The organism is Paenibacillus sp. J22R3 (genome assembly GCF_056269305.1).
The window spans coordinates 95012-118086 of sequence record NZ_JBWDNS010000008.1; the positions used below are offsets into that span (position 1 = coordinate 95012).

At 45.9% G+C, this 23075-nt stretch carries 20 protein-coding genes and 2 pseudogenes; 18 read left to right on the forward strand and 4 right to left on the reverse strand.

Going from position 1 to position 23075, the window contains the following annotated elements; genetic code table 11:
- The first annotated feature begins 9 nt into the window (after positions 1 to 9).
- The 9 genes from AC0YN4_RS27475 (at position 10) to AC0YN4_RS27515 (ending at position 11571) form a co-directional block, all read left to right on the forward strand.
- Entirely contained in the window at positions 10 to 561 is a 552-nt protein-coding gene (locus AC0YN4_RS27475) for a hypothetical protein (RefSeq protein WP_475783988.1), read from the forward strand.
- Between the two features lie 700 nt (positions 562 to 1261).
- Positions 1262 to 1687 carry a hypothetical protein gene (locus AC0YN4_RS27480; RefSeq protein ID WP_475783987.1) on the forward strand — a complete coding sequence of 142 codons (426 nt, stop codon included), beginning with the start codon at positions 1262 to 1264 and terminating at the stop codon, positions 1685 to 1687.
- A gap of 562 nt (positions 1688 to 2249) precedes the next feature.
- Positions 2250 to 2483: a hypothetical protein gene (locus AC0YN4_RS27485; RefSeq protein ID WP_475783986.1), complete on the forward strand. Its 234-nt coding sequence runs from the start codon at positions 2250 to 2252 to the stop codon at positions 2481 to 2483.
- Positions 2464 to 2865 (forward strand): hypothetical protein, encoded by a 402-nt coding sequence (locus AC0YN4_RS27490; protein WP_475783985.1) that lies wholly within the window; start codon positions 2464 to 2466, stop codon positions 2863 to 2865. The genes AC0YN4_RS27485 and AC0YN4_RS27490 overlap by 20 nt, the downstream gene beginning before the upstream one ends.
- A gap of 427 nt (positions 2866 to 3292) precedes the next feature.
- Positions 3293 to 3754 (forward strand): hypothetical protein, encoded by a 462-nt coding sequence (locus AC0YN4_RS27495; protein ID WP_475783984.1) that lies wholly within the window; start codon positions 3293 to 3295, stop codon positions 3752 to 3754.
- 80 nt (positions 3755 to 3834) lie between these two features.
- Complete coding sequence (locus tag AC0YN4_RS27500; protein WP_475783983.1) at positions 3835 to 7617, forward strand: hypothetical protein; 3783 nt, start codon at positions 3835 to 3837, stop codon at positions 7615 to 7617.
- Between the two features lie 318 nt (positions 7618 to 7935).
- Entirely contained in the window at positions 7936 to 8556 is a 621-nt protein-coding gene (locus AC0YN4_RS27505; protein WP_475783982.1) for a hypothetical protein, read from the forward strand.
- 169 nt (positions 8557 to 8725) lie between these two features.
- Positions 8726 to 10273, forward strand: coding sequence for a stalk domain-containing protein (locus tag AC0YN4_RS27510; RefSeq protein ID WP_475783981.1), 1548 nt, complete (start codon positions 8726 to 8728; stop codon positions 10271 to 10273).
- A 1154-nt stretch (positions 10274 to 11427) separates the two neighbouring features.
- On the forward strand, positions 11428 to 11571 hold the full coding sequence (locus tag AC0YN4_RS27515) for a hypothetical protein (RefSeq protein ID WP_475783980.1): 144 nt from the start codon (positions 11428 to 11430) through the stop codon (positions 11569 to 11571).
- A 126-nt stretch (positions 11572 to 11697) separates the two neighbouring features.
- On the opposite strand, the pseudogene AC0YN4_RS27520 reads toward AC0YN4_RS27515, so the two are convergent.
- Both AC0YN4_RS27520 and AC0YN4_RS27525 read right to left on the reverse strand, forming a co-directional pair.
- Positions 11698 to 11797, reverse strand: a pseudogene (locus tag AC0YN4_RS27520) (excalibur calcium-binding domain-containing protein); the annotation flags it as partial.
- A 785-nt stretch (positions 11798 to 12582) separates the two neighbouring features.
- Positions 12583 to 13284: a hypothetical protein gene (locus AC0YN4_RS27525; protein WP_475783979.1), complete on the reverse strand. Its 702-nt coding sequence runs from the start codon at positions 13282 to 13284 to the stop codon at positions 12583 to 12585.
- Between the two features lie 200 nt (positions 13285 to 13484).
- On the opposite strand from AC0YN4_RS27525, the gene AC0YN4_RS27530 reads away from it, so the two are divergent.
- The 6 genes from AC0YN4_RS27530 to AC0YN4_RS27555 all read left to right on the forward strand — a co-directional run bounded on the left by AC0YN4_RS27530 (position 13485) and on the right by AC0YN4_RS27555 (position 17375).
- Complete coding sequence (locus tag AC0YN4_RS27530) at positions 13485 to 14060, forward strand: Holliday junction resolvase RecU (RefSeq protein WP_475783978.1); 576 nt, start codon at positions 13485 to 13487, stop codon at positions 14058 to 14060.
- Positions 14061 to 14185: 125 nt separating this feature from the next.
- Positions 14186 to 15115, forward strand: coding sequence for an exonuclease domain-containing protein (locus AC0YN4_RS27535; protein WP_475783977.1), 930 nt, complete (start codon positions 14186 to 14188; stop codon positions 15113 to 15115).
- Positions 15096 to 15230, forward strand: a complete 135-nt coding sequence (locus AC0YN4_RS27540) for a DUF3970 family protein (RefSeq protein ID WP_475783976.1) — start codon at positions 15096 to 15098, stop codon at positions 15228 to 15230. The genes AC0YN4_RS27535 and AC0YN4_RS27540 overlap by 20 nt, the downstream gene beginning before the upstream one ends.
- Positions 15231 to 15277: 47 nt before the next feature.
- Positions 15278 to 16042, forward strand: a complete 765-nt coding sequence (locus tag AC0YN4_RS27545) for a hypothetical protein (RefSeq protein WP_475783975.1) — start codon at positions 15278 to 15280, stop codon at positions 16040 to 16042.
- Positions 16043 to 16109: 67 nt separating this feature from the next.
- Positions 16110 to 16394 carry a hypothetical protein gene (locus AC0YN4_RS27550; RefSeq protein WP_475837302.1) on the forward strand — a complete coding sequence of 95 codons (285 nt, stop codon included), beginning with the start codon at positions 16110 to 16112 and terminating at the stop codon, positions 16392 to 16394.
- A 375-nt stretch (positions 16395 to 16769) separates the two neighbouring features.
- Positions 16770 to 17375: a hypothetical protein gene (locus tag AC0YN4_RS27555; RefSeq protein WP_475783973.1), complete on the forward strand. Its 606-nt coding sequence runs from the start codon at positions 16770 to 16772 to the stop codon at positions 17373 to 17375.
- Between the two features lie 199 nt (positions 17376 to 17574).
- Here the strand turns inward: AC0YN4_RS27555 and AC0YN4_RS27560 are convergent.
- Positions 17575 to 17691, reverse strand: a pseudogene (locus AC0YN4_RS27560) (excalibur calcium-binding domain-containing protein); the annotation flags it as partial.
- A gap of 146 nt (positions 17692 to 17837) precedes the next feature.
- Here AC0YN4_RS27560 and AC0YN4_RS27565 point away from each other — a divergent pair.
- A complete protein-coding gene (locus tag AC0YN4_RS27565; protein WP_475784040.1) occupies positions 17838 to 18128 on the forward strand; it encodes a GyrI-like domain-containing protein in 291 nt (96 codons plus the stop codon).
- Between the two features lie 315 nt (positions 18129 to 18443).
- On the opposite strand, the gene AC0YN4_RS27570 is transcribed toward AC0YN4_RS27565, so the two are convergent.
- Entirely contained in the window at positions 18444 to 18758 is a 315-nt protein-coding gene (locus AC0YN4_RS27570) for a helix-turn-helix domain-containing protein (RefSeq protein ID WP_475783972.1), read from the reverse strand.
- Between the two features lie 225 nt (positions 18759 to 18983).
- Between AC0YN4_RS27570 and AC0YN4_RS27575 the strand changes: the two genes are divergently transcribed.
- Entirely contained in the window at positions 18984 to 22505 is a 3522-nt protein-coding gene (locus tag AC0YN4_RS27575) for a DNA topoisomerase 3 (RefSeq protein ID WP_475783971.1), read from the forward strand.
- A 66-nt stretch (positions 22506 to 22571) separates the two neighbouring features.
- Positions 22572 to 22895 carry a hypothetical protein gene (locus tag AC0YN4_RS27580; protein WP_475783970.1) on the forward strand — a complete coding sequence of 108 codons (324 nt, stop codon included), beginning with the start codon at positions 22572 to 22574 and terminating at the stop codon, positions 22893 to 22895.
- The last annotated feature ends 180 nt before the right edge of the window (positions 22896 to 23075 follow it).

Sequence of the window (23075 nt, forward strand, 5' to 3'; positions counted from 1 at the left end):
GGAAACTAAATGCTACATGGACAAAAATTTATTGATGAGTTTCCTGAGTATGGGTTAGTACTTAAAAAACTATACCTAACTAGAGAACTCGATGATTGGTATAAGAAACAATGTGTATCGGTGTATAATTTACCTGAAGGTCTTGAGAGTGTAGAATCTGTTATAGAAGTGGACGTCAGGGATAGAAATTGGCCCTCTGTTGATATCTATTTTCGATTAAAGGAATGTATAAATGGATCATTCGTTTTAAGGCAGGAAATTCAAATAACACTATCAAAGATCATTCCATTCTACAATATTGATTTACTATATGAAATAGAGCATGAATCCCTTGTTGGTGAGATAAGTCTGTGGGGGCCTCCACAAACTTTTGAGTTAATGGAAGCGGTCGAGGTCGTAAAGGAAAGATTATCTCAATCAGGTTATACTAGTTTAAGTCAATTATATGACTTATATGATACTGTTTTCGAATGGAATCAGCTTGAAGATTTTGAAAAAGTAAATCGACGATTAACTATAAAGGATGCAATATTTACCGACATATTAGGATTATGTGATTAATAAAAATGGAACAATGGTATTGGCCACATGTGAGTGTACAACTCCGTGTGGTTTTCTTTTTTTTGACGCGCCATTTTTGAGTATAACAACTTTATGATGTTATTTTTATTGGGGATAGACCCAGTTGACCCGAATATATTAAGTGGCCGAAAGACAGCAGTTTTACTTGTGTTGTCTTGCTACAGTTTATGGTCTCATGTTCATTGACTACTAACAAACTTTAATTTCCTCATTTGTATTCTGATTTCAGTTTCAGTTCTCTCCACTAACAAACTTACCCCATGTTTTATTACATATAAGTAACCCTAATAAGCCGCATAAATACAGTGGTTCCACTAACAAACTTTAATTTCCCTCATCAAGAATAACAGGAAGGCTCGAGCGTATAAGAAGGTGTTCGAGCACAATTGGAAAGAAAATAGAACTTACTTCAAACAACAGAAGCGGGAAACGGGTCGCTGAGCGATCCGTTTTTTCTATTATATTGGCTTTTTGACTCTATTAATTAGTTGTAAGATACCTATAAAATATAGGCATACTTTTACTCACTTTTCTGCTCCCGCCAAGCGGCCTAGGGAGTACCGTTGCTAGACTATTACTGGCCAATCGCCTACCTATAGGTGCCAAAGTCTGTCCTTTTTTAGGAAGATGAAGCTCCTTTAGGTAGGCTTTTTTGCGTCCAAAAGGAGGTGTTCAAGGGATGAGGATATCATGTTCATGTCCAGAATTATGTGCTCATAAGGCGTTGATCCACCGCGAGAACCAAGAGAAATTTTTGAGTAATGCTCAAGACCGTCTGGATAAATTCCAAGAAATCTTGATGCAAAACGTGAATGCTTTGGTAAAGAGCAGACACGGTGACTGGCGACAATTCGACCGGTCTTTTTCGATCAACCAGATCAGTTTCTTCAGAATTGGGGATGAAGAGAAAGAAATTAAGGTGACGGAATTTCCGGCTCATAATTGCGCAATGTGTGGAAACACAACGATAAGCATTGGTCTAGCCGCAGAAATTGAAAGCATGATAGAGGAGATCGTCAGCGAGCGAATTAATCGCCCAGCTGCGATGCCGCTTCCGGATAATGTTTCGTTTAACTCATTGTTGAACGGAGTAGCAATTGCATGAGAAGCTGGGAGTCATTCCTGGCTTCTTTTTCTTTATCTTGGTATGGAGAAGGGACGATTAGTAAAGGAACGATCGATATCTATTCAAAAGACTGGGATGAAGAATCTCTTCATGTACGACGCTTCGCGGATCGGCTGGTCGCTTATAATACTCCACCATCCGCAGGTACTTCGAATTCGGCGGATATGAGGTGCTGGAAAATACCTTATTGATACAGATGCTTTCTTTGTTGTCGGGCCCGATATTTGTGGATCGGCTTTTTATTTTTACTCAGTTAGAAAATTCCATTGATTCGCTCCCTAATATATAAGATTGAACAGCATGTTACGAGTTTGGTTAGAAGCAATGCCAGCGCTTGAGAGAAATCAGACAAGCTCTGCTTTGTGGATAATAGGGACTTCTATTTTTTGCCTAGTAAACCGGTTGGATGTAATATGAAGAAAGACGTTGCGTAAGGTGATCTTAGACCATGCCTGCCGGCTTTAGTCGTATTTGGCGAAGCAGTCTCCATTCTTTTGAATATTCACTCGCACAGTATACAAACTAGACAGGAGAAATTATCATGCTTAGAGATATCGATCAAATGGAAACTGGAATTCTGCTAGCGAAAATGAGCTTGGTTCTGGCTAAGCTGAATTTTGGGAAACCGGAGGAAAGAAAGGCTGCCCGGGAAGAGTGTGAAAGGTTATCGATGGTTCTTGCGAATCACGTTGATCCGCATGCATTTAAGCTAGCGGCTCTTAACCTTGGATTTAACAAAGAGGAGATGAGATTTCTTGAGCCGGCCGCTGTTTAAGCCTCCGTCCCGAGCATTGGGGTGGACGCTCTACGCCGTCGCAACGATAATTCTTGCGGCAAATGTCATGTTCCTAATCCAGAACATCCGTAAAGGTGAATTAAGCAGTACGGAGCGGTTATCATTCGCGGTAGTGTTTTCCTTCATGGTGGCATCCTGGTATGTGCTTTTCGGATATCATTTCCTGAGATGGGCGGCATTAAAGAAGGCGGAGCTCTACGGGATTGCAAAGCAGAATCGCCACGTCCTATTTGAACGATACAACAGAATATTTATAGATGGCGATGAGTGTTCTAAGCAGAGGGTGAACCCGATTCGTTTCAAGCGATTAAGACAAGCTGATCTAAGAGAGGTCATGCGGAAGCTCATAGGTGAGTACTAGCCGGCTAGAGAGATAAGCTTGTTTCTGATAAACAGAAGAAACTCTGCTAAATAATAAGATGCAAAGTATAGAGACATCGTAGACTTAGTCGCAACTCGGATGATAGTATACAAAAGTTCTGTGAGTGCCCATACGAGCGCATCAAGACGGTCTCGCGACTTCATGCCCTTGTTCCCATTAACAACTTAAACACTGATCTAAACAACAAAGAAAAGAACACTATCAAAAACGAACAAACTGGCGTGATATTGTAAGTACAAATCGGAAAGCATCCATAAAAAAGAGCCCTCAGGAAAAGCATTCTGAAGGCTTTTTTTGATATTTAGGTTTTTTATGATTACAACATCCTCGTCCAACCCGCATCCGCAATTGATTTGGATTTGCGAATCTTACCAAATCTCAAACTAAAGCTTGCAGTGAATGAATCATGTGCGATTCTTCGGTATTTATGTTCGACATTTATTCCCACTTTTCACTTACGATTTACGACAAATTCATTCTCTACTATTTGTTAATATTAGGTATATTCTATTTATTTTGGGAGGTTATTAGATGTTCAAGGAAAAGAAGCATACGAACAACAAATTTCCGACTTCCGGGTGATCAGCTCGGTAATGCGCCGCCGCACCTCCGGCATGTCGATGTCGGCGTGAAATTTCATGATCGCAAGACTGGAGCCGAAGAAGAGCAGCACCCAGGCGCCCGCCGCGGTTTCACCTTGCCTTCCGGTGAAATCTCGAGCAATACGTGCGGTTCCGTGATGCTGCTCTTCTTCAATCGGCTCATCAGCAAGCGGCTGAGCGACGAACCGAACCCGCCGAATCGCCCAGACGACCTACAGCATGTTGATGACGAGCAGGCTGCCGTCATCCGGGCGGACGCCGTGTAGCGGGTATCTTTCAACGAAGGATTCGAATCGAGCGAAAAAGAGGAACGAATTGGAATCATGCCGAATTGGGGGAATTGATTTTGCCAGATTTACGGTCTTCATTCAGAAGTAATGCCTCGTTCACCGCCGTACAGACGTTCATGCCAAGACAGCTCACGAAGCCGTTGCAGGAACTGAATATCGCCGATCCGGTCGATTTGGGGGTCGATATCGAGATTCCGTTCGAGAAGCTGTCGATATTCGCCCGGTCGATGGTCGACAGCCTTCCCGTGACCCGCATGCCGTTGTCCGCGGTCGCTGTGATCGGAGTCTCCGAGGAAAGCGTGCGTCAGTTTTTCGGGGGGAACGATCCCAGGATTGTTCTCGAATACCCGCTTGGCGTTGTCGGAACCGACCACATCGGATATGCCTCCTACGACTTGTGGGTGCTGCGGCATATGCGGATTGCGCAAACGCTCGTTCAAGCGTTGACAAAGCAGGGCTTTGAACTGGATAAGGTCAACCGACCGAAATTCGTCGTGAAGCACCTCTTCGTCCATCCGTTCAAGGACGCGAAGTTCGCGTTCGATGCGATGAAGGAAGGCGATGTCGGTCCGGATTTAATCGTGCTCCAGATCGAAATGGACGAGGCGATGCTGAACGGGCGCGGCACGTGGCCTCCGATGCCGTCGATGCAGACGCCGGACGTGATGGATTGGCGGCAGTCGCCGGGCTCCTTCTCGATGACCGGAGCGCTACTCATCGGTGAGGACGGCTGCGAGACGCTGCTTCCCGCCAATCTGTCTTCGCAGCTAATTCGCTTCCATCAGGCGGTACGTACGACGGTCGGGTTCGATATCACTCCGCCGAGAGGATATAATAACATCTTGGATCCCAGGAACCAGCTGCTTCGGCACGGTGAAGCGAAGCCGACCTTCTCCGCCTTACTCGGCTTCCAGATCGAATACCAGACGGAGTGGACGCCGCTTGGTCACTCGCTCGGTCGGATCGTCTACAGCCTGCCGCTCGCGCCGGGCGAGAAGGTGCAGATCGCCGTCATCGATTGGGCTCGGCAAGACAGCGGGAAGCGCGACGAGAACACGAGCGTACGCGACCAGTTGAACAACGACACTCTGCGCGACCGTACTGTCGGCGAAACGGTGGACATGATCGTGAAGGAGAGCCAATCGGGCAGTTCGTCGATGGGCGGCATCGGGGTCAGCCTGGGAGGTGGCGGATCGTCCGGAATGTACAGTCTCGCCGCCGGTATCGCGGGCGGTTACGGCGAAGCGGAAACGAGCTCGTCGGGCATTCGCGATCTTGCCGGCCATACGACACAGACGCTCGCCGACGCGTTCAGCCAATCCGCGACTTCATTGCGGGACCTGCAATCGACGATTGTCGTTCAAACCCAGCAGAACGAAAAGGCCGAGGCTCGCACCCGTACGATCGCCAACTATAACCACAGCCACGCGCTCACGATGCTCTATTACGAAGTGCTTCAGCATCAACGCCTGATCACGCGGCCTGTATCGTGCAAACCGCTCATCCTCATTCAACACGATGCTCAGTTGTTCGACTTTATCAACATCGAGATGAATCGGGAATCGCTAGAGCGCGCGCTGCTGGATGAGAAGGTAAGAAGCGGCTTCGACGTCGTATCGAAGCGGGCTTATCTATCCGCCAACTTGGAACGAGCCAAGAAGAAGCTAAAACAATTGGGCGATCCGCTGGACGATCGGTTGGCCGGGACGATGACGTTGACATTCCACACCGGAGCGGTAGGTCCGTCGGAGAACGTCGCGGTCAGCTTGATTTCGAAAGCCGGAGGAACCCCGGTTGCTTGCCGATTGGCCGACTTGGCGTTCGCGTACGTCGATCCTTTCAACCACGAAACGTATCCGGAGCTCATTAAAAATAAACCGATCTTGACGGAAGAAATCCGCATCAAGCCGAACGAAGAATTTATTGTGGAATTGATACCGGTCAAACCGATTCGTTGGAAAAATATATCGGCGATTGAGATCAAGCAGAAGGGCCAGCAAGACACCAACTTATTCGAGGCGAATCCTACCGGCTCGCCGTGGATCCTCCAAGAGGTGAGAGCGACGACGATGAGCGGCTTGGACAAGTGGGTCATGTTCTCCGGAGCGCCGAATCCGAATACGATCAAGTTCAACGGTTCAACAAGCTTACCCGTAAACGGCTTCGATCCGCCGGTCGATTCCGTCGATGATCTGCTGTCGGACGAAGAGTTGTTCGCACTTGGCCGATTGGTCAACCATTTGAACCAACACCAGAACTACTATTGGAACGCCATCTTAGCCGAGGAGCAACCGGCCGACCGGGCGAGGCGGCTTGACGGATGGACGGTAAACGGGCAAAATCTGTTCACGATCGCGGATAACCGAACCGTCATGGTTCAAGACAACTGGTTGGTACTGCCTCTCGCAGGAGGATTGGAAGGGCGATTGAAGGATGCTCTCGGTCTTAGAAAGGACATCGACATTAGCCAATTCCCTTCTGGAGATTACGTCGAGCAGTTGCTGACATTCCCCACGCGCGGCGTTTTCGGCGAAGCGAAGCTGGGTCATTGCAACGCTTCGGAGTTGATCGATCCGAACCGATTCTGGGATTGGAAGACGTCGCCGATTCCGGACAACGCGCCGCCGATAGCTGCCGTCAGCACCGATTCTCGCCATGAGGAGAACAAGGGATTGACGCCTTCGGCGTTCCCGGCCGCCATCATCAACATGCAGACGCCGACAGCCGCGCCTGATCCGACTGGCTTCGGTTCGGCGGCGACGATTCTGAGCGCGCTCGGACCGTTCCGCGATATGTCAGGCATGGAGCAGCTCGGCAGCTACCTGGAGACGCTGTCGAACAACGCGACGAAGCTAGCGTCGCAAGCGCTGGGGGGCAATCCGAGCACGCAAACCGCGAGCATGGCCAACCAGATCCGCAGTTCCAAGGAACTCAGCGACGATCAGAAGAAGGATCTGCTGAACCAGCTGTATTCGGGTCAAGTGAAGAACATGAACGGCGGTCAAAACTCCAGCAAGAACGGCGCTTCTCCGTCGGACGCAGCACCAGGAGCGCAGGACAAGCCATCGGGTGGTGGCAGCAGCTCCAAAACGCCGAGCAATGCCGCGCAGCCGTCCAAATCGACGCCGGCCGCGCCGAAAACGCCGGCCAAGATATCTCCGACGACGTCTCCTAAGACGAAGGAGCTGCCGATCTCCTTCGCGCTCGACAACGGCGACCAGTTGCTCGGGAACTGGAAGGCGACCCTCTCAAATGGGGTCGAACAGTTCACGCAGAATATCATGGGCAACAAGTTGACCGGGGAAACCGGCTTGCAGTTCGGCGACGAGCTCAAACTGACGATTCCCGCCAGCTTCGCGGACAAGGGCGACGTGAAAATCGAGCTCGAGGGTACCGTCGTCGGAATGCCCACGACGTTCTCGACGTCCAAGGTCGACTACAACGTCAGCCATTGGATGCTTGGCAAGTCGGACGTTCCATCCGTGACCGTGCCCGCAGGGAAGTTAGCGTCTCTTAGTAAGGTCCAGGTCGTGCTGCCGACGGAAGACGCCAGCTTTACGCTGTCGACGAAGAAGATCGACACGGCGCCGGTCACGACGGTGCTCGGCAACTCTGTCGGTGTCGAGGTCGGAGCCGAAAACGCTCAGACGGTCGCCGCCGCAGAAGGCGAAGCGGTTGCCAAGCCGACGGTCAACGTATCGGCTAGCGGTATGATCCATTCGCTAACGCTGATCAAGCAGGTCGACCAACTCGTAGACGAACATGCCGAAGAGATCTCATTCGTCGGTAAGCGCGTGTCGAGCACCTCTCCAACTGTTAGTTTGATTACTCGAACTTAACACGCAAAAAAAACCGGCTGCCAATAATCGGCAGCCGGTTCTCTTTTGGCAGAAATGACTTAAATCTTCGGCAGCTTGCCTAACACGAGCGAGATGAATTGCCCCTTCACCCGCTCCGTCGTCTCGCACATACACGTTCGAATGGGACTAGTATGTGCGTTTTTGCGTCTGAGAGCGAGAATGTTGAAACGGAAAGTAGGCGGATGGATCAAGTGAATCTCTACGCTAGAGTGGGGCATGGATTTGAAAAGTTAGTCCACCAAGAGTAGAGGAAGCAGGGGGAATCCAGTAAAATAGACATAGAAGGGGGCTCATCGTATGTCAGATATTTCACTAATTTCCGCTGCATGGCGGTTGATCGTATTATTTGCTCTATTAAAAATAATCCTACTTTTGTGGGAGTTGTCTTTATTTGTCCCCCGTATGCCGCGACAGAGGAATAACCTTTTGCCCCCGGACATGATTGAAACCAAGAAGTCGCTTTCTACTAATATGGTATACGATGTGTTGGCTACATATCTGGAAACAGGGCATTCACTCGCTGTCGATGCCCAATTCTTATTAAAGTACCATGAGCAGATATTCAACTACCTGCACCTGATTTTTCAAAATGACGGTGGGAAAATGCTGGTCAGCGAGCCGGTAATGAAGGAGCTAGATGATCTCCGGAAGAAACCACATACCGGCATCGCAGCCAACACCTTAATCCAAAGCATTCATGACGCGCAAATAAACTATCCGAAGCGCCTGGAAATCATACCAGTAGACGAGATACAGCTGAACTCGTTTGGTATCGACGGAAAATCGAAGGTGGAGCGGGATTTAGCCCCGTACGTTTTAACCCAGCATTACCGTTTAACTAATGTCGTGCTGATGTCCCAAGACCCAGAATGGAGAAACAGAGGGTCAAGGCTTGGATTATTGCTACATCCGTATTAAATTGGGGATTCTAGGAGGATTGCTCAGTTTGGGAGATTACTATTAATACTTCCTGAAAGTTTCGTTCATTGGTATAATAAAAGAAAATACAAACAATTTATCGTGTCGAAGCACGTACACGTTCCAATGGGACAGGTACGTGCATTTTTGCGTTCAAGGAGGGAAGATATTGAAACGGATTGCTGTGATTGCAGTAGGGATCGCCCTTGTTGCAGCAAGTTATACACTCTATTTTCCGTCTGGTGGTGCGGGTAAAGCAGACGAGCAACTAGCGAGCAGCGCTAAGCTAAATTCGGTCAAAAAAGCGATAGTGGACAGTTCCAGTAAGAACCCTGCACAGTCCGCCGTGGTGAATTCAGGAGCAGTGGACGATACTTTTCAAAAGGTCGATACTCCCATTTATTTGAATGGTAAGCGGGTAAAGTTGTCGAAGCGATCGGTTATTAAGAACGGATCCACGTTGGTCCCGCTCCGATCCGTCTTAGAGGCTATGGGGATTACGGTGAAATGGGATGCGGAACATGAAACAGTTCTCGCAGAAAAGAAAGGAACACGCCTGATAATGAAGCCGGGCGAGAATAGGGCAGTATTGAATGGAAAACACATAATGATGGAATCAGCCGGCCAGATAATTGAAGAGAGCACCTACATCCCGCTCCGATTTGTAAGCGAAAGCTTTGGTACCCTTATTGGCTACGACAAGAATACCCAGACAATTTCGATTAGCACTAAGCCCTACCAGAAGGGGAAGGTAAAGTATTGCGCCGATGGGGATACTTGCGATGTCCAATTCGAATCTGGAGCAACGAAGAGGGTAAGGCTTATTGGAGTGAATACTCCGGAGTCCACGAAAGAGGCTGGAATCGAGCCGGGCGGGAAGGCGGCTTCCGCATTCACTAAGAGCCGTTTACTTGGCCAGACAGTCTACGTGACTCACGATAAAACAGATGATCCATATGGGAGGATGTTGGCGTATGTTCACCTTGTAAACGGGGAGTTTTTCAACGCAACTCTGGCTTCAGAGGGGTACGCGCGCGTCATGACAATTGCTCCGAACACCACCTGGGCACCGTACTTTGAAGAACTGCAGCGAGAAGCACAAAAGGCGAAACGACATGTATGGAACCCCGAAACATATGCCGGATTGGAACCTGCAGTTGCTGACAGCATGATAAAGAACTTAGCAGAAGCGGGAATTACGAAGACATCTTCCCAGTTAGCAGTGCCTACCACAGAAGGAGAATTTGCTAAACTACTTCTTTTCACGCTATATCCAGAAGCGCGATTGCTGATGACGGGATATAAAATCTATGAAGTCAGCAAGGATGAGAATACGCAGCAGATCATACAGGCTCTAATGAATAGAGAGCCGAATGGTGAATTAATAAACAACGAACAGATTCACAGCTTGACCCTACTTGCCCTCGGTGTAGAGGAAGATTCATATATTGCGCGGAAAGTGGATGAAATTGGTCTTATCCCAAACTTGGATCGTCCTATAACAGTCGGGGAATCCATCAAGATTGTGCAAGGGATAAAGTCGCTTGTTCCCTCAACGGAAGAACTCAAACAGAAAGTGGCAGCACTAAAACCTGATGTCGATGTACGGAAGGGTTTAACAGAAGCGAATAAGGTCGTGGGAAACGCGGCTCAGAAAGCTGGAGATATATCTAAGAAAATTTCGGAAGATGCTTATCGATTATTTGACCATGAATAAACGGACCAACTGCTCAGAGATTTGTCCAGAAAGGGGAAGACATGTGGGATACAGCATTAAAGATTATCCTCTGGAGCGGAGCCTGCTATTTGGTATGGGGATTCATGCTATCTTGGAAGTGGTTGATTGAAGCTCGCATCAAATGCGTGGACGCAAGGGATCAAGCCTGGTCAGAATTTCTAAATTCTTTGCAAGGAATAGTAAGCTTCACGATCTTGGCCACTCTATTTTGGCTTCCGGCCATTATATCAAACCTCATAATCCGACGTCGTAAGAAGATTGCTAGAAGCCGGTTCGCAATGACATGGATACAATCGTTTCAAAGGGCAATTGAGTTGTACCAGCAGATCCAAGCTTGGCGGAGGAATGAAATCGAATAAACATAGAACCACTAGAGTTGTATTTAAATAAATCTTGAATGCTAAAAGAGAGAGGGGAACATGTTGCCAAGGAAAGTGATACTTTATACGTTATTTGCAATTCTGCTATATCTCTTAGTAGACGGATTATATTTACTGGTTTAGCGTTATTTTGGTTACCTCACATTTAATGCACCATTTGCTCCTATAAGTAAAACAACGTTGCTGCTTGTAGTCCTTTCTATCTTCTTAATTAGATCCCGACTACTGAGTTTAAACAATTTCGGAAAGAAAGTACTACGAACTTTTATACTGGCAACAGCCGTCATATTCGTTAGTTCGTTCTTCTTCTTTACAGCAACGAATGAGTCGGGTGTCATCCGTGTAAAGCCCTGGATGCATCAAAGTATCAGTTGGGAGAGGGCGGAAAGGATAACGACGGGCGGCCATTATAAAGTGACTTATGGAAAAGTAAGCCATGCAAAAGTCGTTATGGAGTACATGGTTCACTTTAACAATGGAGTCTCAGTAAATGTATGGGATGATATACGATCACTGGCGAAACTAGATCGATACGCAAAGTCAAAAGGTGTCCGAATCGAACACGGCAAGGTAACTGAAAGTATAGCAAATAGACTATCCCGCTATGTAAAAGGTGACGTGAATCAAGCAAGACATATACTTGATTTGTAGCATCGCTAGAATTGAACATTTTATAGCTTGGTTAACCAATTGATACATATGACGCGGCGTTGTGGAGGCTGAAGTAGATAAAACTCATGGAGGAGGTACATTATGACGGAGGACAAATTACCGAAATTCACCAAGGCAACGGAAGAGTTTAACCAAAAGGCAGACGGTTTGACGAGGACAATAAAGGATATAAGGCGGGCTGTATCTGAGCTGAAAAATAAAATGCAGACGGTTAAGAAACAATGAGTAATAAATAAAATTTGGAAAGGATATGGGGAAAGAGTCAATCGAGGGAGTGCACTGCAGCAAATGCTTAAGAAAATAGGCGGGCGAGCTGCTGAAGAAATTCGTGACATGGGATGCGATAATTACACAGGCTACACCATCGCCGTCACGGTCTAACTGGGTACTATAGCCAGGCTGACCTTTGTATAACGGTGCCTTGCCCGCGGCTTTTTACGGCAGCGCAATTCGCAGAAAATAAACCGGTTTAGGTGTCGTCGGTAGCAGCCTCATTTCATGCGGGATAGAAACAAGAGAACCCGCGCCACGACTGAATAAACCACAATAATGTTGCGTTACGTGGAATAACGTTGCGTAACGCGGCATCATTCAGCGTTACGCAACAAACCTCCAAATCGCAGTCCGAACCCGCTCCTATATTCCACACAACAAACAACGTGTTAAGTGGAACAACGCATCGTTCCTATCCATGCTGCCTTCTCCTTTCCTGCCATCCGGATGCTTCTTTCGATCGCACTTTTACGTAATTTGCCTGTGTGTTTTTCGGTTACCCTTTCCAACCCGGGTTTAGATTCCGTTGCAGAATTCTTCTATTTTTAGTCGGACCGCCGGCATCCTCTCGTCGCGCCGCGCGCGCCCACCCCCACCAACGAAATGCAGAACTAGACTCGGATCTAGGAGGAGATCTGAAGGGAGTAACTAGACACGGACTTAGCGCAATCAGGACCAAAACCGGGTAAAAGGGGAAGGAAAGGGCGGTCGGCCGACGAAGTGAGGGAGGAGCGGGACACATTGTTCCACTTAACACGTTGTGTGATGGGAGGAATTCGAGTTGAGTGGAGGCTGTTGATAAGCATGCGAACCTCGTGTTTTTTTGAGCGTAGCGACTAGTGCTCTACACCGCTTATAGTCCTTCAGCAGTTGTACAGCCTCTACCCCATCTGATACAAAGAGGCTACAAATAGATGGATGGTCAGTATGTTTAATGAAAATAAAAAGCAGCCTTGTAGGCTGCTAAAGATTATACGTTTGCTTATAGTTGCGAATTTCTTGAAAGAAATTTTCGTAAAAACCAAGCATAGTATCAATTACTTCATCAGAGAATTCTTCAACGAAAAATATTCGTCCAGAAGCAGGGAAGACATCCACATAATCCAAATTATTAATTGCAATTATAGCTTTATCTGCTGGATCTGAAGGATTATTAATGATCCCACCATTATGAACTATGTTGTTCCTAATGTCTTTATAAAGTAATATTCTATCCCACTCTACCCCACTTGGGAATGGAAAGGAGATGTCCGTAAAACACTTCTTCATTTTTTCAATAATGCTAACATTCATACTCTTAATTGAACTACTCTTTAAATTCGTTACATTTGGAAAAAGGGCAGCTGCAGTAACAGCACCTGCTAGCATTTCATGATTTTCGATTAACGCTTTCTCGAAGTAACTGTAAGCGCTGGTTAAAGTATTGCTTCTTAACAAAATCGGGTACTCTTGATTAATGTCATTGTGATCACCAATATGGAAGGCCCAGAACTCATCTATTTCTTGTTGAGTTAATTGTACCTTCATTTCTTCATATTCCATCATTTTTATTTCTTTATCTCTTATGGAATTTTCCATATCAGCGGTGAACCTTCTAATAATATCAAACTGTCCATTAACAAATAGATGAGATAAACCAATAATATTAAGACTAAGATAAGACATATAAGACTCCTCCAATGAAAGTGAATTCTTGTGCTATGCATCCGTTTTCGCTGTAAGGCAGGTTTTTCCTCCTTATTTGATTATTATCATTCCAGTACCATGCTATGGGCTATTTTTCAGAAGTTCATATTAAAAACAGGGGTGTTTCAAACTTGCCGGCCGTACGCCAGTTCCTCGACAATATAGGGGAGAGGTGAGATATGATGAGAAACCAGCAACCGCGTAGAGCGGTAGTAAATTACGGCGGCCGCGGGATGGCTTTTGAAGAGTTGATCGAGTGGGTGAATCAAACCTATGAAGCGAAAGGAATTGCCACCATCGAGAAGATTCCGACGCCGGTTACGGTCCTCCGTATGGAGGGATCACGAATTAAAGACGGTTATTACGCAAAAAAAAGCTCAGTGGATTACACCGGGACCTACCGAGGGTCCCCGATCTGGTTCGACGCAAAATCAACCAAGATAAGTACGTCTCTTCCGTTGAACATTGTGGAAGAGCACCAGGTAGAGCGGCTGATACGGCATGAGAGTAACGGTGCAATCTGTTTCTTCCTGTTCTGGTTTACCGAATTGGACCAATTCTATTTGATGCCGATCAATACGTTTCTAGTTTATTGGAATCGGAGAGAAACGGGCTTGCGTGGATCGAAAAGTATTCCATTATCCGAACTCGAGGCACATGCCATTCGCATCGAGAAGAGTAGACGAGGACCGTTTGATTACCTTGCTGCAGTCGAAAACCTTATCGATGCTGCTGCAGATCCGTCTTCTTCGTAAAACATCACATTCTTTATGTTCTATACCGCCGGTTGACTAGGTAGAAGTATGCCAATCCATGTACACCTTATCCTATCTGCTGGTAATATAGACGTAGGGTTTATAGGGAGAGGGGAGCGGGAGCGATGAGTGCTGAACAAAAAAATGACGGCATTCTCCGTTTTTCAGGCTGGAGGGAAGTGCCGGAGGAAAACGCGAGTAAAACGACACTGCGAAGCCAAGGGCTCTCTCCAGGAACGCTCCGCGCCACCGTTTATCAAAGATCGAGTAATTCAATCATAGAGCTTTACAATGTTCATGAGGCTACTCCGCGCAAGAAGGCTACTGATAAGCAAATGGCTGCCATTGAGAAAGCAAGAGCCGCTCAAATCGCCAATCGGACCTGCACAAGCTGTAAATCAGTAATGGGCAGTAAGTGGGATCTTTCAGACGGATTATGCTCTTATTGCTGCCATGAAATCTTCCTCAATAACACAAAGATCCAGGCTATACAGAGGATGTCCGATTGGCTCCATCATAAAAATGAATATATCGTTATCGACGTTGAAACGAATATCTTCGGCGATGGTGCGGAAATCATCGAGATCGCCATCATTGACCTGGACGAAACCATTCTCTTCGAGTCACTCGTAAAGCCCCTCGATCCGGTATTAGCTGAAGCAAATAATGTCCACGGAATTTCTGATGAGATGTTAATTAATGCCCCAGGATGGGCCGAAGTATGGCGGGCCATACAACCCCTTCTCGAAGGGAAAACACTACTGATCTATAATGAAGTATTTGATCGTAACCGGATTATCGCCGATTGCATTCGTCATGGATTATCGATGCCGCACCTGATGTCCGAATGCGTCATGGAGACGTTTGCTCGTGTGATGATGAGCTACAATCATTATCATAAAGACTTTACTTGGATCAGCCTGCGCGATGCAATGCATGCTTACGATGTAGATCGAGTAGGCGCACATCGTGCATCTGCGGACTGTATCAATGTGGTCCGACTCATCCAGAATGTCGTTACACGGGAGGATGGCCATGCTGAAAATCAGAGCTGAGGGAACACCCGAGGAAGTGGAGCGGTTCCTAAATCACTTCAAAGATTACTACCGGGTCATTGAACAATCTACGCCATACCCTAGCCGGACGGGGAACGACATTCGAGTGTATTAAAAAGTTGGTACAGAAGAGAATGCCACAGCAAGAGAGGAATTAGGAAAATGCCGATCAAGAAAAATGCGATAAATGCCCCGGATCGCCTTGGAATCAGCAAGGTGGACTTGTTATATCTCATCGTCTTTCACCAACTTGAAAAGGGTGAAATCGGCAGCAAAGACCTTATCGATGCGATGAACGCTGAATTGGCCTCGTTCGACCAGAAACGGGCTTTATCTCATATGTACGATGTTCTGAAGTCCATGGAGTCTTTCGGCTGGATCGCTAACCTAGAATCCCGCGAGCGCAACAAAACATTCGGGCTAACGGATTCCGGCCGGCAGAAATTGAAATGGTTCGAAACCACATACCTTGAGACGGTGAACAAAATGTACGAGATGACTAAGCATTTCGTACTTTATCTTCAGGGAGACCCTACACATCCCGCTCCGGTGTTGGATGACGAGGAAATTAAGCTACTGAACCGTATGATCAGCGTTAAGCATACAGTGAGATATTTATTCATGGACATGCTGGAACACCAGGAAAACATGACTGGCAAACAGTTCCTAGATACGATGGAACAGGTACACCGATGGAAGCTGAATGACGCGTACTTGTACCAGCTCCTGCGGGCTATCGAAGGGCCTGAAGGATGGGTTATAGGGGCTTGGGATGATCCTCGCCGCCGTAACGCCTTTTATTATCGTCTCACCACAGAAGGTAAACGGATTAAGCCGATCGAAGGGGAGAATACGGGCTCGTTAATGAAGGATGTAATGAGATATACGGGCAATATTCTGCATTTGTTCGGTAAACGCGCTGTTTAGATTTAAAACATTAACTTGTTTAGAAGAAGGGAGAACGCTGATAATTATGGCTCAATTTGTAACGTCAGTGACGCATCAACTATATTACCGGACAAGAGATAAAATCTATCGTATCTATGAGAGCATGCCTTGGTTTGAAATTAGCCAAGACGAGCTAGCGGAAGAACTCCGAATGTTCCAAGTAACCGGTGAAAAGTATATGATCATCTACGATTACCAGATCATGAACAAACAAGATTATTGGCACGCAAACCCAGATAAAATCACTAGAGATGAGTTGGATTTCTGGCAGCTATACGGAATGCTTAATGAGGAGCAGTATCTTCATTTTCTCAATCTCATCGCCTATTAATACAACGACGGCAATACGCCATTATTCCGATGGGAAACAGCGCGTAAAAGGTTGTTTATCATATCCAGAACGTCAACAGCTACCGTAGCCGTCTGAAGAAATGGATGGACCGTTTCAACGGGGTGGCAACCAAATATTTGGAACATTATTTGGCGTGGTTCCGATATATCGACGCCAAGCAGTATGAGAACACAGCGTCGAATAAGAAAAACATGTTGGTGTCTTCATGCTTGTTTTCTGTGAAGGATACGAACGCCCGACTTCGACTGATGGCTTACTGTTGAGCTAACGGGCAGCATAGTGGAATCACTTTGCTATTCCATAAATTAATTGGGTATTATAAAATATTCTTAAAAGGTATGCGGGGGATTATCGTTGAAACTATCCGAGTCTGATTATATAAAGCACTTATCTGAGCAACTTTATTTTCTTCGGCGTTCAAGCGAAGGTTTTGATAAGGGGTTTGCGATTGAAGCTAAGCAAATGGCTGTGACAATTAGAGTGTTGTTACATGATACTACAAGTTCTACATCTTTACTGACCCACTTAGGCACAAAGGACAAAATTTACTATTTTAATACTGTAATACCAAACAGTCCTTTTGGCTTAACTGGGAGGAGAACGACAACAGACGGTGGAGGACGTACAGAATACTATGCTCCTCTTGATAATTTAAGTGATAAAAGAAAGGAAAGACCGTGGGTTACATTCAATACTTGGTGGGAAGGTATCAATGTGTTAACTGATGGGAAAAACCAATTCACACGAAAGAAACTGATTACAACTGTAGCTAACCAAGACGGTGGAGCTCACGTTGATTCTAAATTAAGTACCCCTTATTCTGAGTTCACCAGAGGAAACTCATTAAATGTTTATCACGAAGGTAAAGATGTATATGGAGTAGAACTGGCAAGTATTCGTCAGATTACCTTCGAATTATTAAAGTCTTTAGAAAGTAAATATGGGTTTTTATTCAGTTAATGTTGGATCGATAAATTAGAAAAACTGACGAAAGTATGGACTAACGGAGAACAAGAGCGTTATTAACAGCTGCCAGCATTAACGGCAGCCTGTTGAGCTAACGGAGAACGATAGCTCAAAAGACATAAAGAAGGCTGCCGGGCAAGTTTGATCCAGCAGCCTGTTTTTACGTTTTTTTGTTGAATAGCTTTTTGTTTAATTAATTTTCACAGGCTACACCATCGCCGTCACGGTCCAACTGGGTACTATATCCGGGCTGACCTTTGTATAGCGGTGCCTTGCCCGCGGCTTTTACGGCAGCACAATTCGCGTAATAGACCGGTTTAGAAGGTGTCGCGGGGGTGGTTGGCGGATTAGTGACAGTTCCTGCTGCACCGTCAATTACGAACAGAATGCGTGTTTGGAGGTACTCTAAAGCGGATACAAAATGCTAATAGTTACGATACTGTATTTTGCCCTGGCATGTGTAATGGGATAATTGCAACATATTTTGCATGTTTAGAAGTGGATAAATTAGTGGAGCTAAATCCTCCAGGTATGGTCTCTTTCACTTTACCTGAGACAAAGTACGTCAAAATATTATGTACGAATAATTCAATAGGGGAGGGCTATGAGGAGTTGTTCAGATGGATGGAAGAGAACAATTATAGTCATAGACTATATGGAGCATGCCAGATAGAAATCTACTATAACTTCTTCAGTAATGGGGAAGAACCAGCAGAGGTATTAATACCGATTGAAAAAAAATCATGAATATGAGGGGATGTACAAAGATACTTTACAGTGAAACGTCCCATAGGTAAGAGTTCGGATTATTCCACTAACGAGGAACGATAGCTTAATAAAACCGCCCTTTACGAGGCGGTTTTATTTTTGGCTGAAAATCAACATTAAGAATTAACATAGCCATAATTAAAAGAGTGAGCACGTTCTTCGCGAGCTCACTCTTCTTTACTTACCTAATTTGCTGAATATAATTTTCTCAAGATCAGAGAGAGAGAGGATATCTGGGGAACATGCCCGCACCAAGGTATTATTTCAGAATCAATATCGATAACTTCAAGGCCCTCAGCAAATTGCTCGGTGATCTTCCTTTTCTGCACGAAATGATTCATATTCTCTTCCTCCTTCAACGGCGTAAATTGAAGCAGCTTGAATTCCGATCGCCATCATTTTTTTAGATGAATCGCTCCCCGTCTTTTCCATCATCCTTTGGATGTGGTTTCTTACGGTTCTTTCGCTTATATCCAACGTATCCGCTATCTCTTTATTGGAATAACCGTTCATGATCAGAATATTGTAGATTTCCGATTCTCGCTGCGTAAAGTCATAACACCTTGAAACGTACAGGGTTACTGGTAAAACGATAGCTGGTGCGCCCATTGATTTCCTCCTATAGTTAATGAGATTAATAAAAAAAGTCACAGGATTTCCCTGTGACTTCGGCGGTGCTTCCGCGAAGGTGCTAAACTTTAAATTAGGTCAATTATACCATACAAGACTCATAATGTGCTATAATTACTGGAAAGATAATACATAGTCAGGGATGGAGAAGCACTTCACCGTAACCACGGGTGAAGTGTTTTTTCTGTTTAAAGGAGGCAAAATATGAAACTCGTCATCGCAGAAAAGAGAGATCAAGCAAGCAAGTTGGCAGCGCCTTTCCCACATAGAGAGAAAGACGGCTGCTTCGAAATCGAACCATGCCCAGAATTCCCGAAAGGAGGATTCGTAGCATGGGCGGCCGGCCATTTGGTAGAGCTGAACAATCCGGAGAAGTACGATCCGAAATTCGAGAAGTGGCAGTTTGAAGACCTTCCTATCATTCCGGAACAATTCCAATATACGGTTACAAAAGAGAAGGCGAAGCTGTTTAGCAAAATCAAGTCATTGGTCCATGACACGCAAGTAACCGATCTGATTAACGCCTGCGATCCCGCTAGGGAGGGATCTCTTATTTTTCACACCATTACAAAGTTAGCCGGAAATCGAAAGCCTGTGAAGCGCCTTTGGGCGAAGTCACTCACAAAGACAGGCGTTAAAAAAGCGTTCAGCGAGCTGCTGCCCGAGGAAGCCAAAATCGGACTATATTATGAAGCTGATGCGCGGCAAAAAGCGGATTGGCTTGTCGGGATGAATCTCTCCCGGGCCTACACCATTAAAATGAAGGAGAAAAAATACAACGGTCACGTATTCAGCGTCGGCCGGGTACAAACTTCTTTGCTCAGTTTGATTGTCAAGCTTGAACTGGAGCGGGAAAACTTCGTTTCAAAGCCATTTTGGGAAGTGTATGCAGACTTTAATATTCAAGGCACAAATTATCGGGGCAAGTGGTACTCTGGTGATCGAGATCGGCTCGAGGACCAGGATAAAGCGCACGCGCTTGCACAACACTGTATGGGCAAGCAGGCAAAAGTTGAACGCATTGAAATCAATCAGGTAGAGGTATTGCCTCCACAACTCTTCAGCATGTCGTCAATCCAGACTGAAGCGAACAAGTTGTTCAAGTATTCTCCGAAGCAAACGGATGCAGCGCTGCAATCGCTCTATCTTGCCGAATTCATCACCTATCCACGAACCGATTCGAATTATATCACGGAAGATGACGCCATTCCGCTTCAGAACATCCTGGAACAACTGGGACAACTTGAACCGTATCGGAACTTCGTACCAGCACCCATAAAATCTCTAATCGGTAACAAGCGATTCGTAAATGCAGAAAAGGTATCGGATCACTATGCCTTACTGCCTACTGAAAAGATACCGGATCTGAAATCGTTAACCGAGGATGAGCGAAATATATATGACTTGATCGTTCGAAGAGTGATAGCCGCTCATTACGAGGTAGCAATTGACGAAAAGACGACACTGCACACATACATAGACGATCGGTTCTCCTTCAAAACAAATGGGAAGCGAGTCATTCGCGATGGCTGGCGAGCAGTTTACAACTATTCCAATGGGGGAGAGGCAACGAGTGAAGAGGAGCAAGAAGATATCGTAATCCCTCCTGTTACACTGCATCAAATCGGCACAGCTACTTCGACCGATACCCGTGAAGGGAAAACAACGGCGCCGCCACGATACACGGAAGGTAATTTGATTACGTTGATGAAAAGCGCCGGACGTACGATCGAAGATAAGGACCTGATGAAAGCACTGAATCAATCCAATGGGCTAGGCACTGAGGCAACCCGCTCCGGAATCATACAAACACTCAAAGCCCGTAAATACATTGAAATCAATTCCAATTTGGTCTATCCAACAAAACTCGGCCGGCTATTGATACAAGCCCTAGGAGACTCCGATCTGACAAGTGCTGAATTGACTGCAAAGTGGGAGATGAATCTCTCCGAGATTGGAGCTGGTAAAGCTCAGGGAAGCCAGTTTGTCGCGGACATCAAGAAGCTAGTGCGATCCCTTGTTGAAGAATCCGTACAAAACGTTTCCCGCATGCCGTTAAATGAATGGGATGAAGCCGAACTGACGAAAGGCACGCAAACTGATTCAAAAAAATCTCCTATAAATTCGAAAATAAAGCAGCAGACTTCACCAATTTCTACTCCCGCAGTCGCACAGCGTCCTGCAGCACAATCCGAGCCCTCTAAACAGCCGGTAAATAAAGCACCTGCAGACACACCACACGAAGCGGGAAACAATTCTTCCGGATCTACTACCTTAATCTATCTGGGGAAATGTCCAGAGTGCGCCGCAGGTCAAATTGTTGACCGTGGAAACTTCTACGGCTGTCTTGGTTATTCAGAAGGGTGCCGCTTTACATTCAATAAGTTAATTTCTGGCGTTACGATTGCTGCAGAGATTATGGCTGAACTGCTCGAGACTGGGCAGACACCACTTATCTCCGGCTTCAAAAAGCGAGGCAAGGAACACGAGACGTTTGATGCAGTGATCTCATTGAAGAACGGCAAGATCGAATGGAAATTTCCAAATTGGAACGCTATTAAATTGCCTACACGGTTACTCCTTCCGGATGAAGAAGATAAGGAACTTTCACCGCAGCAACATAAACAGATCCGCGATCTCGAGTCAACCTGTTATACCTTGAAGCTACCAGCTAAGGTGAAGAATGTCGTAAACGGTCCGATTATCACGCGGTATGAGCTATTGCCCGAGACGATGGACATCAACATGAAAAAATTCAGTACCTACAAGGCAAATTTCCAAATGGCGCTGCAGGCGGAAAAGATCGCTATGCAGATTCCGATTCCAGGGACGAAACATATTGGAATTGAAGTTCCGAGTCCTACCCCGTATGTTGTAAATCTGAGGAGTCTTCTTGAACACAAGGAATATTTGGCTAAGAAAGAGAGTCTATCTTTCCCGGTCGGTACCGACCTACATGGAAAGCCTGTCTTTGCAAATCTTGCAGAAATGCCTCACCTCCTTATTGCAGGTACGACAGGGTCGGGTAAATCCGTTTGTTTAAACAGCACCATCGTTAGCTTGTTATTTGGGAATACCCCCGAAGAACTGAAATTTGTGTTCATAGATCCAAAAAGGGTAGAGTTGATAGCCTACCAGAGCCTTCCTCATCTGATGATGCCGGTCATTACCGACATGAATAAAGCTCAGGACGCAATTTTTACAGTCATTGAAGAGATGGAAGCTAGATACGAAATGTTCAAGGACATGCGTGTGAATAACATCAACGCATATAACGCGAAGATTATGCTGGATGAACCCGATCATCCGAAAATGGCATACATCGTTCTGGTCATTGATGAGTTTGCATCCTTGATGTTGACAGCTAAAGATAAAGAGTTGGAGACGATGGTGATTCGATTATCCCAAGAAGCGCGCGCAGCCGGCATTCACATGGTTCTGGCCACACAAAGACCCGTTGCGAAGGTATTTTCTCCAACTATTAAGGCAAATCTTCCAACTCGCATATCATTTATGGTGACCTCTACGGGGGAAAGCATGGTCGTCCTTGACGAGCCAGGTGCCGAAGGGCTGCTCGGCAAAGGCGACATGTATTTCAAGTATCGAAACATCAAAAAACGGTTGGTATCCCCGTTTGTCAGTACCCCAGAGATCAACCGGGTAGTATCGTACATTCTCATGAAATACGGAAATTCCTCAACCGGTAATCAAGTTAACCATTATTAAATTTGCATCCAGCCCTGACCAATTGAATAATAAGGATAACAAACAACCCACCAGGAGGGATTCCCTATGAACGGAATCGACTTTTCTAAATATTCGGCCGCCATGGCTATCATCACAGAAAATGAGTTGGAGGATGAAGTTACTGAGTACCCCATGGTATTTATGAACAAAGATGAGGCAGCAGTCAATCTCGCTGAGATGATGCTGTTATGTCGGGCAGCTATGTCCGATTCGATCCCACTTCGACAGCGTTCTAAAGTCAGCGCTAATTATTATTTCAATCAAGTCAGGAGTAGATCGCACATATTGGCGCAAGCTGAAGCATTAGCAGAGCTCGGGATGAGTTTTGAGGATCTCGACACGCTTATGCCCCACCAAAACCGGTCATAACCGGACCCCGATAGAACCAGCCTGGTCTTTATGAAGGCTGGTTCTTTCTTAATGCATATTCATATCCCTGTTCAACCACTATTACAGAGGTGAATGCAATGTTACTGTTGAACGTTGCTTAGAGACGCCATTCTCCTTAAGTATATTAAATAAGTTTCTAAAGTTCATATATTAGCTATT